The organism is Bradyrhizobium sp. SZCCHNS2022 (assembly GCF_032377575.1).
Taxonomy (GTDB): Bacteria; Pseudomonadota; Alphaproteobacteria; order Rhizobiales; family Xanthobacteraceae; genus Bradyrhizobium; species Bradyrhizobium aeschynomenes.
This window is the reverse complement of sequence record NZ_JAUHHZ010000001.1, coordinates 3,998,729-4,014,480: the sequence shown is the minus strand read 5'-3', so window position 1 is coordinate 4,014,480 and position 15,752 is coordinate 3,998,729. Positions and strand designations below refer to the sequence as shown.

Sequence of the window (15,752 nt, the reverse complement as noted above, 5' to 3'; positions counted from 1 at the left end):
TGTGAACGTGACGTGCGACGAAAAGATCTAGCGGACAAAGAGGGGGCTGCGCGGGCGTCGGCGCGCGAGCCGCGCCAGGCCCGTGGACGCGAGCGCCGCGAGCAACTGCTCGATGCCGCAGCCGCCCTCATCGCGGAATCCGGCCTCGCGGCCGTGAGCATGCACGCCGCAGCCGAGCGCGCCGGCGCCTCGATCGGCTCGGTCTATCACTTCTTCCGCGACAAGGGGCAGATGCTCGACGCTCTCGCCGAGCGACACGATGCCGAGCTCCAGCCGGCGTTCGATCGCGTGCTGCAGCGGAGCGATGCGGAGTGGGCCGCCCTGTCGCCCGCCGAGGTCGTCGAGCAACTGATCGGCTGGGCGATCCGCTACTTTGTCCGTCATCCCGATGCGCTGGCCACGCTCGACCTGCACGACCAGACCATGCATGCCGAGTTCAGGGCCGTCATCGATCGCGTCATGCGCGCCAAGCTCGGGGAGGAGCTGGGTCCGCAGGCGGCCACGACGCTCGACGCCGTCGTGCTCGGCACGCTGCTGTTCACGCGTGAGCAGGACCCGCGCAGTCGCGACGTCGTCGTTGCGGCGCTGCCGGAGATGATGGCGACCTATCTGATCGCGCTGGAGGCGAAGCGGAAGCGGGCGAAGCGGTGAGGTAAGGGCGGCGTATCGATGCGATCAGCGCAGCTACTTGAACAGCCACGCGTTCTTCCTCCGATGGATCGCCACCAGGTGCGGCGTCGCCGTGTCCCCGACCGGCTTGGCCGAGAGGACGATCTGATCCTCGTTGTCCCAGCGTTCGAACTCGTAGCGCCATTTGCCATCCTCCGGCGTGCGATGATGCCAGTCCTTCAGGTTCCGATCGCGTTTCGCCGGGATGACATCGATGCCGTCAGCCGGCCCCGAGCGGCTCTGTCGCGATGCGACCGACACCAGCCAGCGCTTCTCCGGCGAATAATGCGGCGGGGCGACGATCCCGATTTCGTCTCCGGTGTCGCCGCGCACCAGAAGCCAGTCGACGCCATCCAGACGGCCGCATTCGAGCAGGATCAGATCGTGATCGGGGAAATAGCCGGTGAGCTGAAACTTGACGCAGCCCTTGGCGTCACCGCTTGCGCATTTGGCGTCCTGATTTCGATAGACGCGCGTGTGGCCATTGCGAAAGGTCAGCTTCAGTGCGGAGCCATTGCGTTGCGCGACGTTCGGGATCTGGGCGAGGCAGGCCGTCTCCGAGCGGTCGAGATCGCCGCGTCCTCGATCGTCGCTGCAGCGGCCGTCCTGCGATGGATGGTCGACGACGGAGAAGGCGGGCCGCTCCGCGCCCGCAGCGATGCCGCTGATCAGGCAGAGAAACGACGCCGCCGCGACGCCACGCATCCTGCTCATCACAGACGCCCCGCCGTCGAATGCGTGTCGACATGATCTACCGTCGTGATCGGCAGCGGCTTGGAGGCCGCGATGCCGCCTGAATAGCGACGGCGGTGGCGCCGCCGCCGTTCTCCGTTCGAGTTGCGCTGCCGCGCGAGCCGTTCGACCAGCCAGGCCACGACGCCGACAACGGCGAAGCTCACCAGCAGCGAGACGAAAAGCAGCCCCAGATAGAGCTTCAGCACCGATCCTGCGAAGCAGGCAAGCGCGATGAGCGCGGCAATGGCCAGCCGGCCTTTGACGGAGATCGACATGATGGGGCGTTTCGCTAAGAGCTGATTGTTGGCGCCACTGTAGCGTCATCATGCCTGCCGCCAAGCCGCGTCCAGATGGGTGGTAAATTTTGCCGCAAGGTCATGCCGACAATCGAACGTGCTCGAACTCATTCGTCGTCGCACGCGTAGCAGTTCAACTGCCCGTTGCGAAAATCCGGTTGTTGCAGAGTTCACTTCGCGCAACAGTCGCGAGGGGACGGAGCTGTCTCGAGCCGCGTGCGGTTGCTCGTCGTGCGTGTGTTGATTGTCGCAGATGAGGTCTGCACGGCTTCACCGCAAATGCGCGTCGCAATGACCGCGGAGAGAGCTTCATTCGTCGTTGTCATCCCGGCGACGTTGCAGCGGACGCAGAGCGTCGTCGGGGTGCCGCGCCGGGACCACAGCCATCGAACGTCACGGGACGAACCGCCGTCAGCTCGCCTGCCGGCGCAGTCGATGTCCTCGGCGGAAGCGATGCCGCCACTGCCTGCCGAGGCATCTCCATCGCGTGCGCGGCCAGACGATTTTCGCAAATCGTTTCAAGCTGATTTGCCCTGTCCAGTCTCTCGGCGAAAAATATTCGTCTTTCGTTTTATCGGAAAGTGTGGTTGTCTGTCGCCATCCCGCCTCGTGAAGAGGGGCGTACGCGTCGTCACGATACGTGAGGTGGGGAGCGGTGGCCGCGAAAGGCAGCGTGTGACGATCGCTGTGGCGCGGACGCGAAATTGCGTGGTCCTGGCGCCCCGATGCTGGCGCCAAGCCCTGCGGGGATGATGATCCGCTGGGTGACGGTGGCTAACAAGCCGGACACCGAGGAGAGCGCGACATAAGCGTGAAGACCATCGCGCAGGGAGGGCCGGGTCTGTCCGGCTGTACCTGTGGTTCCTGCCCCGTGCAATTTTTCGCACGGGGGCCACGGGCCTCAGCCGAGGTCCGGCCTTCCCTGCGCCCTCTCGTTTGATGGGGCGGACATGACGCACAACCCGGACCGATGGGCCGCGGGAACGCCGTGGTGCGACGTCTCCTTGCCGACGAAAGATGTGAGTAAAGAGGGGTTCGCCTGCCGCGCGTGAACTCATCGCGACGCTGCACGCGGCGAGATCAGTTGTTTGAGATGTGAAACAGGACGACAGACGCCGCCGCTATTGCGCGCCGGCCCAGGCCGCGAGCACGGCGCGCTCCTCGCCGGTGATCTCGGTGATGTTGCCGGGCGGCATGGCGCTCGACCAGGCCGCGTTGCGCGCGATCAGCCGCGCGTTGCGCCGGATGTTGTCGGCGTTGTCCAGCAGGACGCCCTTGGGCGCCGCGACGATGCCGTCCCACACCGGCTCGGCGGCGTGGCACATGCTGCAGCGGGAGGTCACGATTTCCTCGACCTGCGCGAAGCTCGGCCGCGCCGTCGCAGCCGTCCTGGTATCGCGCGGACCGGCGGCCGACAGCAGCAGGATGGCGATCATGCCGGCTGCGGCCACGCCCCACACCCACCATGGCGACGGATTGCCCTTGTGGCGCTCGTTGAAGAAATGGCGGATGACCGGGCCGAGCGCCAGCACGATGGCGACGATGGCCCAGTTGTAGCGGGTACCGAACAAGAGCGGGTAGTGATTGCTGATCATCAGCACGACGACCGGCAGGGTCAGGTAGTTGTTGTGGACCGAGCGCTCCTTGCCGGCCTTGCCGAGCCTGGGGTCGGGCGCCTGGCCCGCCAGCAGCGCCGCGACGATCTTCTTCTGGTTGGGAATGATCACCGCGAACACATTGGCGACCATGATGGTGCCGATGATGGCGCCGATCTGGTTGAAGGCGCCGCGGCCGCTCAGCACGTGGGTGAAGGCGTAAGTGAGCGCGACCAGGAAGACGTAGCCGCCGATGGCGAACGGCAGCTCGTGCTTCGCCAGCCCGCTACGGCAGGCGGCCTCGTAGAGCAGCCACGCCAGGGCCAGCGAGCCGAAGCTGAACAGGCCGGCCTGGATGGGCGTCAGATCGAGGATCGACTTGTCGACCAGGAACAGGTCGGCATTGAGATAATACACCACGATCATCAGCACGAAGCCGGACAGCCAGGTGGTGTAGGCCTCCCATTTGAACCAGGTCAGCTCGCTCGGCATCTGCGCCGGCGCCACCAGATATTTGACGATGTGGTAGAAGCCGCCGCCATGGACCTGCCAGGCCTCACCCATCACGCCCTTCGGCAGACCTTCGCGAGGCTTCAGGCTGAGGTCGAGCGCGATGAAGTAGAACGAGCTGCCGATCCAGGCCACCGCCGCGATCACGTGCAGCCAGCGGAAGATCAGGCTCAGCCATTCCGATATGATCGAAGCCCACATCGCGCGGTCATCTCCTTGTATGTTCTACTTGCGTGCGGATCGCGCCGCTCTATGTGTTCGTTGCAGTGGACTTCCGCAAAGCGATTGCGTTCAATAAGTTCGAAAGCAAAGCGGAACGGTTGTGATGAAGAGACTGGGTCTGATGATTCTCGTGGCGGCGCAGGCGGCCCTGACACACGCCGCAATGGCCCAGACCGCGCCGAAGGGCGCCGCCAAGCGCACCGATGCCTGCGCGCCGATCGGACGTACCGAGGACGGCAAGCTGGTTTACTCGATGAAATGCGAGAGCATTCCAAAGCCGTTCGCGCCCGCGTCGTCGCCGCAGGCGGCCGCGCCGCCGGCGCAGCCCGCTCCGGTCGCCGAGCCGGAGCCCGAGACCGAGCGGAGCGGCTTGTTCGGCTGGTCCTACGACCGCCGGCCGAAGCAGTAGCGCAGCCATCCCCGGCCTCAGACGTGCTGCGCGGACGACGCAGCAGCCGCCGCATCGGCCTCCGCGGCCTTGCCGCTGCCGAGGCCGTTGAAGAATGCATTCAGCAGCACGGCGACGACGGCGCACAGCAGGATGCCGGACTCCAGCAGCGGCTGCAGGTCCTTCGGCAGGGCGTGGAAGAAGCGGGGAGCGACCAGCGGGATCAGGCCGAAGCCGACGGAGATCGCGACGATGAACAGGTTGAAGCGGTTGGTCTTGAAGTCGACATTGGCGAGGATGCGCGCACCGGTCGCCGCCACCATGCCGAACATCACGAGGCCGGCGCCGCCGAGCACGACCTGCGGCACGGCTTCGACCAGCGCGGCCATCTTCGGCAGCAGCCCGAGCAGCAGCATGATGACGCCGCCGGTGATCGTCACCCAGCGGGTGCGCACGCCGGTGACCGACACCAGCCCGACATTCTGCGAGAACGAGGTGTAGGGGAAGGTGTTGAAGATGCCCCCCAGCAGCGTGCCGAGGCCGTCGGCGCGCAGCCCGCGCGACAGCGCCTCGCGATCCACGGTCTTGCCGGTCATCTCGCCGAGAGCCAGGAACATGCCGAGCGATTCGATCATCACCACGATCATGACGATGCACATCGTGACGATCGGCACGAGTTGGAATTGCGGAACGCCGAACTTGAACGGGATCACCAGCGCGCCCCAGGGCGCTGCCCCCACCTTGTCGAAATGCATCACGCCCAGCAGCGTGGCCAGCACGGCGCCGGCGACGATGCCGAGCAGCACCGAGACGTTGGCGAGGAAGCCGGTGCCCCATTTGATGAGACCAAGGATGAACAGCAGCACGAACAGCGCGATGCCGAGACCCTGCAACTGTCCGTAGTTCGGATTGGGAAAGGCGCCGGGCACGCCGTCGACGACCTTGGTGATGGTCGGCAGGCCGCCGCCGGCCCAGTTGATGCCGACGCGCATCAGCGAGATGCCGATGATCATGATGATGGTGCCGGTCACGACGGGAGGAAACAGCGGCAGCAGCCGGCTGATGAAGGGCGCGACGATGATGCCGAAGATGCCGGCGGCAATGACCGAACCGTAGATGCCGAGCAGGCCGATGTCAGGCGAGGCCGCCATCGACAGCATCGGACCGACGGAGGCGAAGGTGACGCCCATCATGACGGGCAGGCGGATGCCGACGCCGGGAAAGCCGATGCACTGCACGAGCGTGGCAAGGCCGCAGGCGAACAGATCGGCGCTGATCAGGAAGGCGACGTCCTCCGGCGGCAGCTTCAGGGCCCGGCCGATGATCAGCGGCACCGCGACCGCGCCGGCATACATCACCAGAACGTGCTGCAAGCCGAGCGCGAGCAGTTTCGGCACCGGCAGCATCTCGTCGACCGGATGAATATCCTTGCTCATGTGTCCCCCCAGGTCCCCAGAACGATCTCAGTCGCCGAACGTCTCCTGCAACTGCGGAAACAGGTGGTCCGGCTTGAACGGCACGGATGTGAAGCGGATGCCCGTCGCCGCGCGCAACGCGTTGCCCAGCGCAGCCGCCACCGGATTGTACGGGCTCTCGCTCATCGACTTCGCCCCCAGCGGGCCGATCGCGTCATTGGTCGCGGCAAACAGCACCTCGGTGCGCGGCACATCGGCATAGGATGGCAGATGATAGTCGCGGAAGCGCGGATTGACCACGCGGCCGGTGTCGTCGATCACGATCTCCTCGTAGAGCGCAGCGCCCAGCGCTTGCGCCACGCCGCCCTCGATCTGACCGCGGCACTGCATCGGATTGGCGATGCGGCCGGCATCCGCCGCCTGCACGCTCCTGAGGATCTCGATCACGCCGGTGTGCTTGTTCACGGCCACGCGAAAGCCCTGGACGTTGAACGCGACCGACCGCGGCGTGCCCCGCGAATGGCCGCTGGCGGCGAGGGGCGTTCCGTTGGCCGTCGCGAGCTCCGCGAAGGAGAGACGACGAGCGCCGCAGCTGATCGCATCATCTGCGATCACGCAATCAGCCGGAGCGACGCTCCAGCGCTGCGCGGCGAGGCCCTTGAGCTCGGCGGCCAGCGCCTCGGCCGCAGCCTGGGTGGCGCGGCCCGCAACGAAGGTGCCGGTCGAGCCGTAGGCGCCGGTGTCGTGACCGCCATGGGCGGTGTCCGACTGCTTCAGTGCGATGCGGTCGACCGTGGTGCCCAGCACGGTCGCGGCGATCTGGCGATGCACGGTGCTGGTGCCGTTGCCGAACTCGGCGGTGCCGACGGTCAGCGTGAAGCCGCCGTCGTCGTGCAGGCTGATGGTGGCATCGGCGATGTGGCCGTCAGGCGGCACGGTGTCGATCATCGTCAGCGCGATGCCGTCGCCCGTGAGCCACTCGTCCGACAGCTCCGGTGTCGGCGTGGCCTCGGCCATGGCGCGCTCGACGAGATCGAGGCACTGGTCGAGCCCGTAGGAGCCGTACAGCACGTCGCTGTGCCCGGAGCCGGGCGGGGCAAGCATCGGATCGCCGGGCCTGACGATGTTGCGGCGGCGCATCTCGAAGGGGTCGATGCCGAGTTGCAGAGCGAGCTCGTCGATCGCAGCTTCGACGGCGAAGGTGGTCTGCGGCAGGCCGTAGCCGCGATAGGCGCCGGCCGGCACCGTGTTGGTGTAGACGGCGATCCCGTCGACCTTCTTGTTGGGACAATGATAGACCGAGATCGACTCGCCGCAGGCGTGGAACAGCACGGGACCGGCGTGATTGCCATAGGCGCCGGTATTGGAGAGCACGTCGAGCTGCAGCGCGGTCAGCTTGCCATCCCGATCGGCGCCGGCCTTGACCGTCACGCGCATCGGATGCCGCGTCGACGTGGCGATGAACTGCTCCTCACGGGTGAATTCGAGCTTCACGGGGCGGCCGGTCTTCAGCGCTGCGAGCGCCAGGATGTCCTCGACGAACATCTCCTGCTTGCCGCCGAAGCCGCCGCCGACGCGCTCGCAGAACACGCGGACCTTGTCCGGGGCGAGCGCGAAGATCTCGGCGAGGGCTCGCCGCGTCAGAAACGGCACCTGGGTGCTGGAGCGGACGTTCAGCACACCCTCGCCGTCGAGCCAGGCGAGACCACCATGCGTCTCCAGCGCGGCATGCTGAACGCGTTGCGTCGTGAACGTGCCTTCGTAGGTCACGGCGGCCGAGGCCAGGGCGGCAGCCACGTCGCCGAACTCGCCATGGGTCTCGGCGACGATGTTGCGATTGACGTCGGCGATGCGATGCTCGGTCGAACGGCCGGCGTGAATGACGGGGGCACCGGGCGCGGTCGCGGCGGCGGGATCGACGATCGCCGGCAGGATCTGGTAGTCGACGACGAGCCGTCGGCAGCCTTCCTCGGCGGCGGCCTCGCTGTCGGCGACCACGGCGGCGACCTTCTGGCCGACGAAGCGAACGACATCGTCGAGCACGCGGGTGTCGGCCGGATCCATCCAGGCCTGCTCGTGGCGCGCCGTCGAGAACGGCACGGCCGGCGCATCCTCATGCGTGAGCACCGCATGCACGCCGGGGACCGCCAACGCTGCCGCCCTGTCGATCCCGATGATGCGTGCATGGGCATGCGGCGAGCGCAACAGCTTGATGTGCAACAGGCCGCCGATCGCCGTATCGAACGTGTAGCGCGCCTGACCCTGAACCACGTCGGGCCCTGCGGGAGCGGGCAGGCTGCGGCCGAAGGCTTCGCCGGCCACGACCTCTTCGACATGGGTCCGCCCGAGCAGCGCGTCCTCGATGGCGCGATAGCCGGTGCAGCGGCAGAGATTGCCCTTCAGGGCAGCGCCGAGATCCTTCTTCTGAGCCTGGTTGAGCGAGGCGCAGGTGACGATCATGCCCGCGGTGCAGAAACCGCATTGAAACGCCTGGGCATCGAGGAACGCCTGCTGCATCGGGTGCAAGCCATCATCGGAGGCGAGGCCTTCGACCGTCGTGACCGCCTTGCCATCGGCGCGGAAGGCCGGGATCAGGCAGCTGTGCACCGGCTCGCCGTCGAGCAGCACGGTGCAGGCGCCGCAATCGCCGGCGTCGCAACCCTTCTTGACGCCGAAATGGCCGGTGTCGCGCAGGAACGTCCGCAGACATTGCCCGGGACGCGGGACGGATTCGACGGCTCTCCCATTGACGATCACGCTCATGGCCTGACGCCTGCGAGCTCGGCGCGGATCGCCTCGGCGAGACGCAAGGTCATCGCCTTGCGCCAGGCAGGTTTGCCATGGACGTCGTCATGATACAGCGCATCAGGAATGTCGCCGAGAATGCTGGCGCGCAGCGCGGCTTCGTCCGGCATCGTGCCGAAACGCAGCTGCAGCGGCTTGACGGTCGAACCGGTCACCGTCAGCAGCAGGTCGCCGTCGCGGCCCTGCGTGCCGATCAGCAGCGCGCCGGAGCGGCCAACCGGGCTGAGCGCGATCTGGCGGAACGCTGTCCGCCGCTTCAGCGCGGTCAAGGGAATGTCGATCTGACGCAGCAGATCGCCGGGCGCAAGCACGTTGCTATTGTTGCCCGTGACGAAGTCCACGACCGAGATGCGCCGCTCGGTGCCGTCATTCTTCCAGATCGTGCAGACGCCTTCGAGCGCGGTGAGCAGCGAGATCATCGGGCCGGCCGGTAGCGACATGCAGAGATTGCCGCCGACGGTCGCCGTCTTCCAGATCTTGAACGAGGCGAGGAACGCCCGGCAGCATTGGTCGATCAGCGGCGCCGCGATCCAGTCGGCCGGGCAGGGCAGCGCATCGAGCTCGGCGACGTTGCAGGTTGCGGCGATGCAGAGGCCCTGGTCATCGATGGTGAGCGCCGGCCAAGCGAGGTCGCTGAGATCGATCAGCCGCGACAGCTGGACCTGCGGTTCCGAGAACAGCCATGTGCCGCCGGCCAGCCAGGCATCGCCTGCCTTCCAGGCGGGCAGCTCGGCCCGTGTTGTCGGGCGCACGACCTCGGTGATGGTGTTCAGGTCCATGGTCACGCAAGCTCATCGGCGCAGCATCTCGCCGGTGAAATCCTTGCAAGACCAACGCCAACTGGCAATAGGATGATGCTGGCCCTGCGCTTGCAGGCAGGCGACACGAAGGCGCAATCAGCGAGACGAGGGCAGCCATGAGCACCACGCCGATCTGGATCAAGGACCCGCTCGCCATCCTGGCCGACGGCGCTGCGCGAGGGATCGTCATCAGGGATAGCCGCATCGTCGAGCTGGTGGCGGCCGGCGCCGAGCCGGCGACACCGGGCGCTGTGGCCTATGATGCAAGCGCGCATGTCGTCATCCCCGGGCTGATCAACACGCATCATCACTTCTACCAGACGCTCACCCGGGCGCTACCCGCCGCGATGGACCGCGAGCTGTTTCCCTGGTTGAAGGCGCTCTATCCGGTCTGGGCGAAGCTGACGCCGGAATCGCTCGATGCCGCGGTCACGCTGGCGATGGCGGAGCTGATGCTGTCGGGCTGCACCACGACGACCGATCATCACTATGTCTTCCCGGCCGGCCTCGAAGAGGCCGTCGGCATCGAGGTCGCCGCGGCAAGGCGGCTCGGCATCCGTGTGCTGCTGACGCGCGGCTCGATGAACCTGTCGGAACGCGACGGCGGCCTGCCGCCTGACAGCGTGGTGCAGGACGAGGATACGATCCTCGCCGACAGCGAGCGGGTGGTCGCGGCCTATCACGAGCGCGGGCCGGACGCGATGGTGCAGATCGCGCTGGCGCCGTGCTCGCCGTTCTCAGTGACAGGCTCATTGATGCAGAAGACGGCGGCGCTGGCCGACAAGCTCGACGTGCGCCTGCACACGCATCTGGCCGAGACCGAGGACGAGAACCGCTTCTGCGAGGAGATGTTCGGGTGCCGTCCGCTCGACTATCTCGAGCAGAACGGCTGGCTCGGCCCGCGCACCTGGCTGGCACACGGCATCTTCTTCAATGCCGAGGAGATGAAGCGGCTCGGCAAGGCGAAGACCACCATCAGTCATTGCGCCTGTTCGAACCAGTTGCTCGCCTCCGGCTGCTGCCCGGTGTGCGAGATGGAGGAGGCCGGCGTCGGTATCGGCCTCGGCGTCGACGGCTCCGCCTCGAATGACGGCTCCAATTTGATGCAGGAGGTGCGTGCCGCGTTCCTGCTGCAGCGGGCGCGCTATGGTGTCACACGCATCAGCCACAAGGATGCGTTGCGGTGGGCAACCAAGGGCTCAGCCGCCTGTGTCGGTCGGCCCGAGATCGGTGAGATCGCGGTGGGGAAGGCCGCGGATCTGGCGCTGTTCAAGCTCGACGAGCTGCGCTTCTCCGGCGCCGGCGATCCGATCGCCGCGCTGGTGCTGTGTGGCGCGCACCGCGCCGATCGCGTGATGGTTGGCGGCCGTTGGACCGTGGTCGACGGCGCCATCCCGGGTCTCGACATCGCTGGCCTGATTAGCCGGCACAGCGCGGCAGCGAAGACAATGCGGGGAGGGTAAGACGGAGCTTACTGAGCATCGATCGCGACTGCTCTCTCCCCGCTGGCGCGGAGAGAGAGGTCAGAACGGGACCGGGCGCCTACTTGCCCGGCAGCTTGTCGTCGACGCCCTTGACGTAGAAGTTCATGCCGAGGATCTGGCCGTCGGCGAGATGGTCGCCGCCCTTGCACTCGACCTCCTTGCCGTCCTGCGCCACGATCGGGCACTTGAACGGATGCAGCTTGCCGGAGGTGATCGCGGCCTGCGTCTCCTCGGCCATCTTCTTCACGTCGTCGGGCATGTTGGTGTAGGGCGCCATCTCGAACATCTTGGAGTCGAGGCCGCCCCAGGTGTCCTCGGACTTCCAGGTGCCGTCGAGCTCGGCCTTGACGCGGGCGATGTAATAGGGACCCCAGGTATCGAGGATCGAGGTCAGCTGCGCCTTGGGGCCGAACTTGATCATCTCGGAATCCTGTCCGAAGGCGAGCTTGCCGCGCTCGGCCGCGACCTGCATCGCCGCCGGACTGTCGGTGTGCTGCATGATGATGTCGGCACCCTGGTCGAGCAGCGCCTTGGCGGCGTCGGCTTCCTTGCCCGGGTCGAACCAGGTGTTGACCCAGATGATCTTGACCTTGATGTTCGGATTGATCGACTGCGCGCCGAGCATGGTGGCGTTGATGCCGGAAACGACCTCGGGGATCGGGAACGAGCCGATATAGCCGAGCACGCCGGCCTTCGACATCTTGGCCGCGATCTGGCCCTGGATGTAGCGGCCCTGGTACCAGCGGCCCGAATAGGTCGACACGTTCTTGTCGCGCTTGTAGCCGGTGGCGTGCTCGAAATGCACGTTCGGATACTTCTTGGCGACCTTCAGGGTCGGGTCCATGTAGCCGAACGAGGTCGTGAAGATCAGCTTGTTGCCGGCGCGGACCAGCTGCTCGATGGCGCGCTCGGAGTCCGGGCCCTCCGGCACGTTCTCCAGATAGGTGGTCTCGATCTTGTCACCGAGCTCCTTGACCAGCGCCTGGCGACCGAGCTCGTGCTGATAGGTCCAGCCGAGATCGCCGATCGGGCCGAGATAGATGAAGCCGACCTTCAGCTTGTCTGCTGCGTGCGCCACGCCGGCGATGCCGCCCGCCAGCACCAGTGCGGCGGCAGCCCCCAGAAGCCTTTTCATCATCGTCAGTATCTCCAAACAGTGAGGGGAAAACCGGGTGGTCCCGAGCGCCGCGCCCCATCGCAGGCGATTGGGATGATGGCTTCAGCGGTCCGGTACGAACACGGTGCCCAAGGCCGCGGGTGCGGTCGAGCCGCCGGTGCGGGCGCGCGACAGCAGCACCAGCACGATGACGGTCGCAAGGTAAGGCAGCGCCGACATGACCTGCGAGGGGATGCCGACGCCCGCACCTTGCGCATGCAGCTGCAGGATCGTCACCGCGCCGAACAGATAGGCGCCGATCACGAGACGGCCCGGTCGCCACGATGCGAACACGACCAGCGCCAGCGCGATCCAGCCGCGGCCTGCGGTCATGCCGGGAATGAAGAACGGCGTATAGGCCAGCGGCAGATAGGCGCCGGCGAGCCCGGCGCAGCCGCCTCCGAACAGCACGGCCAGCAGGCGGATGCGCAGCACGGGATAGCCGAGTGCGTGCGCGGAGACGTGGTTGTCGCCGCAGGCGCGCAGCACGAGGCCGGCGCGGGTGCGGTAGAGAAACCACCAGACGGCAATGATCAGGGCCAGCGACAGATAGACGAAGGCATCCTCGCCGAACAGGATGCGGCCGACCAGCGGGATGTCGCTGAGACCGGGAACGGAGAGTTTCGGTGCCGTGGTGATGCGTTCGCCGACGAAGCGGGCGCCGATCAGGCCGGACAGGCCGATGCCGAGAATCGTCAGCGCGAGGCCGGTCGCGACCTGATTGACGGCAAGTCCGAGCGTCATGAAGGCGAAGATCAGCGACATCAGCATGCCGGCGAGGATGCCGCAAAGCGCACCGACGATGATCGAGCCCGACATCCAGGCGCCTGCGAAGCCGCAAGCGGCGCCGACGATCATCATGCCCTCGACGCCGAGGTTGAGCACGCCCGCGCGCTCGGTGACCAGCTCACCGGTGGCTGCGAGCAGCAGCGGCGTCGATGCCGCGAGCACCGACAGGATGATTGCTTCAACCAGCACCACTTTGCACCTGCCGCGAGGCGAAGACGAGCTTGAAACGATAGAGGATGAGGGAGTCGCAGGCGAGCACGTAGAACAGCAGGATGCCCTGAAAGACCTTGGTGACATCGAGCGGAATCTTCATCGTGATCTGGGCCTGCTCACCCCCAATGAAGGTCAGTGCAAGGAAAAGACCTGCAATTAATATTCCAACCGGATTGAGCCGGCCCAGGAATGCCACGATGATTGCGGTGAAGCCGTAGCCCGGCGAGATGCCCGGTTGCAGATGGCCGATGGGACCCGCGACCTCTATGATGCCGGCAAGTCCCGCCAGCGCGCCCGACACCGCGAAAGTCAGCAGGACAAGCTGGTTGGCGTTGAATCCACCGAAACGTGCGGCCCGCGGCGCGACACCGACGACGCGTATCTCGAAACCCTTGATGGTCCGGTCGAGCAGAACGAAGGCACCGGCGACGACGACGAGCGCAATGATGCTGCCGAGATGAAGGCGCCCGCCTTCGATCAGGACCGGCACGGTCGCGACCGGATCGAATTCCGCCGTGGTCGGGAAGTTGAAGCCGGCCGGATCACGCCACGGCCCGCGCACGAGATAGTCGAGCAGGAGGTCTGCGACATAGACCAGCATCAGGCTGGTGAGGATCTCGCTGGCGCCGAACTTCACGCGGCACAGCGCCGGGATCAGCGCGTAGAGCGCGCCGGCAACGGCTCCCGCGACCAGCATCGCCGGCAGCACCCAGTGCCCGGCATCGGTGCCCTGCGTGTTCACCGCGATCCAGCTGCCGGCGACCGCGCCCATCAGGAACTGGCCCTCGGCCCCGATGTTCCAGGCATTGGCGAGGTAGCACAGCGACAGGCCGATCGCGATCATCACCAGCGGCGTCGCCTTCACCGCGATCTCCTGCAGGGAGTAGCCGTCGGTCAGCGGCGCGATGAAATAGACGCCGAGCGCGGTGATCGGGTTCTTGCCCAGGATGGCGAACAGAATGCTCATGGTGACCAGCGTCAACCCGATCGCGATCAATGGCGAGACCAGCGCGATGGTGTGCGAACGCTCGGCGCGTTTCTCAAGCACCAGCTGCATGCGAAGCCTCCTTCCGATCGAGATTGGCGCCGCCCATCAGCAGACCCAGTCTTTCGCGCGTGGCGTGCGCGCGCGGCAGTGGCTCTGACAGATGCCCATGAAACATCACCGCGATCCGGTCGGAAATCTCGACCAGTTCGTCAAGGTCCTGGCTGGTGACGAGCACCGCGGCTCCCGCGCTGGCGAGATCGATCAGAGCCTGGCGAATGATCGCGGCGGCGCCGGCGTCGACGCCCCAGGTCGGCTGGTTGACGATGAGGACCGCGGGCTTGCGCAGGATCTCGCGTCCGACGACGAATTTCTGCAGATTGCCGCCGGACAGGCTCGCGGCCTCGGGGTCGCGCTTGGCCTTGCGAACGTCGAACGTCTCGGTTGTCAGGTCGACCGTGCGCAGGGTCGCCGCTGCATCGATGAAGCCGTGCCGGACCATGTCGCTGGCGGCGTGCCCTGTCAGCAAGGCATTCTCGGACAATCGCATGCGCGGCGCGGTGCCGTGCCCGAGCCGCTCCTCCGGCACGAAGGCTGCGCCCATCTTGCGGCGCTCCGTGATCGAGCGGTTGCCGCAGGCCAGGCCGTCGAGGATGATCGTGCCGGGCTCCTTGACGAGGCGTTCGCCGGACAGGGCGGCGAAGAGCTCGTCCTGGCCGTTGCCCGCGACGCCGGCAATGCCGAGAATCTCGCCGCCCTTCAGCTCGAAGGAGATATTCTGCAGGCGGACACCGTGCAGCTCGGCCGGCGCAAGTGTGAGATCGTTGACGACCAGCCGCGGCACCGTCGTGCGCCGCTCGGCCGGGGGAATCACCTCCTTGATCTCCGTACCGACCATCATGCGGGCCAGCGAGGCTGCCGTCTCGCACTTCGGATTGCAGGTCGCGACCTTCTTGCCACCACGCAGGATGGTGGCGGTGTCGCACAGCCGCTTCACCTCGTCGAGCTTGTGGCTGATGTAGAGGATGGCCCGGCCTTCGGCCTTCAGGCGCTCGAGCACCACGAACAGCTGGTCGGCCTCCTGCGGCGTGAGTACCGCTGTGGGCTCGTCGAGAATAAGGAATTTCGGGTTCTGCATCAGGGCGCGCACGATTTCGATGCGCTGCCGCTCGCCGACGGACAATTGCCAGACCTCGCGCTTCGGATCGAGCGGCAGGCCGTAATCGCGCGCAACGTCGGCGAGCCGGGAGGTGATGGCCTTCAAAGGCTCCTTGCCGTCGAGCCCAAGAGCGACATTCTCAGCCACAGTGAGGTTGTCGAACAGCGAGAAATGCTGGAACACCATGCCAATGCCCAGGGATCGCGCCTCCGCGGGGCCGGACAGTCTGATGGGCGCGCCCTGCCAGCGCAGCTCACCCGCGCTCGGTTGCACCAGCCCGTAGATGGTCTTGACCAGAGTCGACTTGCCGGCGCCGTTCTCGCCCAGCAGCGCGTGAATCTCGCGGGGGACGACCTCGAGGTCGATCTTGTCGTTGGCGAGGAAGTCGCCATAGCGCTTGGTCAATCCGATCGTCTGCAGGAGCGGATGCGTGGTGTTCGGATCGGCCGGCGCGGGGTCAGGCATCGGGGTCATGGGCAAGGAATGGAACTGCCTTAATTGTGAGCTAATTCGTGGCGGCGCGTAAGAGGC

General features: G+C 66.4%; 13 protein-coding genes. 3 read left to right on the top strand and 10 right to left on the bottom strand.

The features are described 5' to 3' along the window. Positions 1–12 precede the first annotated feature (12 nt). A complete protein-coding gene (locus QXZ94_RS18070; protein ID WP_172112265.1) occupies positions 13–651 on the top strand; it encodes a TetR/AcrR family transcriptional regulator in 639 nt (212 codons plus the stop codon). A 33-nt stretch (positions 652–684) separates the two neighbouring features. Here the strand turns inward: QXZ94_RS18070 and QXZ94_RS18065 are convergent, their stop codons facing one another. From QXZ94_RS18065 to QXZ94_RS18055, 3 genes are all read right to left on the bottom strand, one after another. Then, entirely contained in the window at positions 685–1,383 is a 699-nt protein-coding gene (locus tag QXZ94_RS18065; RefSeq protein WP_315721543.1) for a hypothetical protein, read from the bottom strand. Then, complete coding sequence (locus QXZ94_RS18060) at positions 1,383–1,679, bottom strand: hypothetical protein (protein ID WP_315721542.1); 297 nt, start codon at positions 1,677–1,679, stop codon at positions 1,383–1,385. The genes QXZ94_RS18065 and QXZ94_RS18060 overlap by 1 nt, the downstream gene beginning before the upstream one ends. Positions 1,680–2,821: 1,142 nt before the next feature. Beyond that, positions 2,822–4,006 (bottom strand): urate hydroxylase PuuD, encoded by a 1,185-nt coding sequence (locus tag QXZ94_RS18055; RefSeq protein WP_315721541.1) that lies wholly within the window; start codon positions 4,004–4,006, stop codon positions 2,822–2,824. A gap of 124 nt (positions 4,007–4,130) precedes the next feature. Here QXZ94_RS18055 and QXZ94_RS18050 point away from each other — a divergent pair, with 124 nt between their 5' ends. Then, complete coding sequence (locus tag QXZ94_RS18050) at positions 4,131–4,436, top strand: hypothetical protein (RefSeq protein ID WP_315721540.1); 306 nt, start codon at positions 4,131–4,133, stop codon at positions 4,434–4,436. Positions 4,437–4,453: 17 nt separating this feature from the next. Here the strand turns inward: QXZ94_RS18050 and QXZ94_RS18045 are convergent, their stop codons facing one another. The 3 genes from QXZ94_RS18045 to QXZ94_RS18035 are packed head-to-tail and all read right to left on the bottom strand — an operon-like array spanning position 4,454 to position 9,414. Beyond that, positions 4,454–5,851, bottom strand: coding sequence for a nucleobase:cation symporter-2 family protein (locus QXZ94_RS18045; protein WP_315721539.1), 1,398 nt, complete (start codon positions 5,849–5,851; stop codon positions 4,454–4,456). Between the two features lie 27 nt (positions 5,852–5,878). Continuing rightward, a complete protein-coding gene (locus QXZ94_RS18040; RefSeq protein ID WP_315721538.1) occupies positions 5,879–8,593 on the bottom strand; it encodes a molybdopterin-dependent oxidoreductase in 2,715 nt (904 codons plus the stop codon). Continuing rightward, positions 8,590–9,414, bottom strand: coding sequence for an FAD binding domain-containing protein (locus QXZ94_RS18035; protein ID WP_315726354.1), 825 nt, complete (start codon positions 9,412–9,414; stop codon positions 8,590–8,592). The genes QXZ94_RS18040 and QXZ94_RS18035 overlap by 4 nt, the downstream gene beginning before the upstream one ends. A gap of 137 nt (positions 9,415–9,551) precedes the next feature. Between QXZ94_RS18035 and QXZ94_RS18030 the strand changes: the two genes are divergently transcribed. Beyond that, positions 9,552–10,898 (top strand): 8-oxoguanine deaminase, encoded by a 1,347-nt coding sequence (locus tag QXZ94_RS18030; RefSeq protein WP_315721537.1) that lies wholly within the window; start codon positions 9,552–9,554, stop codon positions 10,896–10,898. Between the two features lie 79 nt (positions 10,899–10,977). Here the strand turns inward: QXZ94_RS18030 and QXZ94_RS18025 are convergent, their stop codons facing one another. The 4 genes from QXZ94_RS18025 to QXZ94_RS18010 all read right to left on the bottom strand — a co-directional run bounded on the left by QXZ94_RS18025 (position 10,978) and on the right by QXZ94_RS18010 (position 15,686). Continuing rightward, complete coding sequence (locus QXZ94_RS18025) at positions 10,978–12,057, bottom strand: BMP family ABC transporter substrate-binding protein (protein WP_315721536.1); 1,080 nt, start codon at positions 12,055–12,057, stop codon at positions 10,978–10,980. Between the two features lie 81 nt (positions 12,058–12,138). Beyond that, complete coding sequence (locus QXZ94_RS18020; RefSeq protein WP_315721535.1) at positions 12,139–13,056, bottom strand: ABC transporter permease; 918 nt, start codon at positions 13,054–13,056, stop codon at positions 12,139–12,141. Then, the gene (locus QXZ94_RS18015; protein WP_315721534.1) at positions 13,043–14,134 is read right to left on the bottom strand and encodes an ABC transporter permease; all 1,092 of its coding nucleotides are present in this window, start codon (positions 14,132–14,134) and stop codon (positions 13,043–13,045) included. The genes QXZ94_RS18020 and QXZ94_RS18015 overlap by 14 nt, the downstream gene beginning before the upstream one ends. Further along, positions 14,118–15,686 (bottom strand): ABC transporter ATP-binding protein, encoded by a 1,569-nt coding sequence (locus QXZ94_RS18010; protein ID WP_315726352.1) that lies wholly within the window; start codon positions 15,684–15,686, stop codon positions 14,118–14,120. Before QXZ94_RS18010 ends, QXZ94_RS18015 begins: the two co-directional genes overlap by 17 nt. Positions 15,687–15,752: the final 66 nt, after the last annotated feature.

What these genes read in the sequence shown, in the direction of transcription:
- QXZ94_RS18065 (WP_315721543.1), bottom strand. Translation starts at nt 1,383, where the DNA reads ATGAGCAGGATGCGTGGCGTCGCGGCGGCGTCGTTTCTCTGCCTGATC.
- QXZ94_RS18060 (WP_315721542.1), bottom strand. Translation starts at nt 1,679, where the DNA reads ATGTCGATCTCCGTCAAAGGCCGGCTGGCCATTGCCGCGCTCATCGCG.
- QXZ94_RS18055 (WP_315721541.1), bottom strand. Translation starts at nt 4,006, where the DNA reads ATGTGGGCTTCGATCATATCGGAATGGCTGAGCCTGATCTTCCGCTGG.
- QXZ94_RS18050 (WP_315721540.1), top strand. Translation starts at nt 4,131, where the DNA reads ATGAAGAGACTGGGTCTGATGATTCTCGTGGCGGCGCAGGCGGCCCTG.
- QXZ94_RS18045 (WP_315721539.1), bottom strand. Translation starts at nt 5,851, where the DNA reads ATGAGCAAGGATATTCATCCGGTCGACGAGATGCTGCCGGTGCCGAAA.
- QXZ94_RS18040 (WP_315721538.1), bottom strand. Translation starts at nt 8,593, where the DNA reads ATGAGCGTGATCGTCAATGGGAGAGCCGTCGAATCCGTCCCGCGTCCC.
- QXZ94_RS18035 (WP_315726354.1), bottom strand. Translation starts at nt 9,414, where the DNA reads ATGGACCTGAACACCATCACCGAGGTCGTGCGCCCGACAACACGGGCC.
- QXZ94_RS18030 (WP_315721537.1), top strand. Translation starts at nt 9,552, where the DNA reads ATGAGCACCACGCCGATCTGGATCAAGGACCCGCTCGCCATCCTGGCC.
- QXZ94_RS18025 (WP_315721536.1), bottom strand. Translation starts at nt 12,057, where the DNA reads ATGATGAAAAGGCTTCTGGGGGCTGCCGCCGCACTGGTGCTGGCGGGC.
- QXZ94_RS18015 (WP_315721534.1), bottom strand. Translation starts at nt 14,134, where the DNA reads ATGCAGCTGGTGCTTGAGAAACGCGCCGAGCGTTCGCACACCATCGCG.
- QXZ94_RS18010 (WP_315726352.1), bottom strand. Translation starts at nt 15,686, where the DNA reads ATGCCTGACCCCGCGCCGGCCGATCCGAACACCACGCATCCGCTCCTG.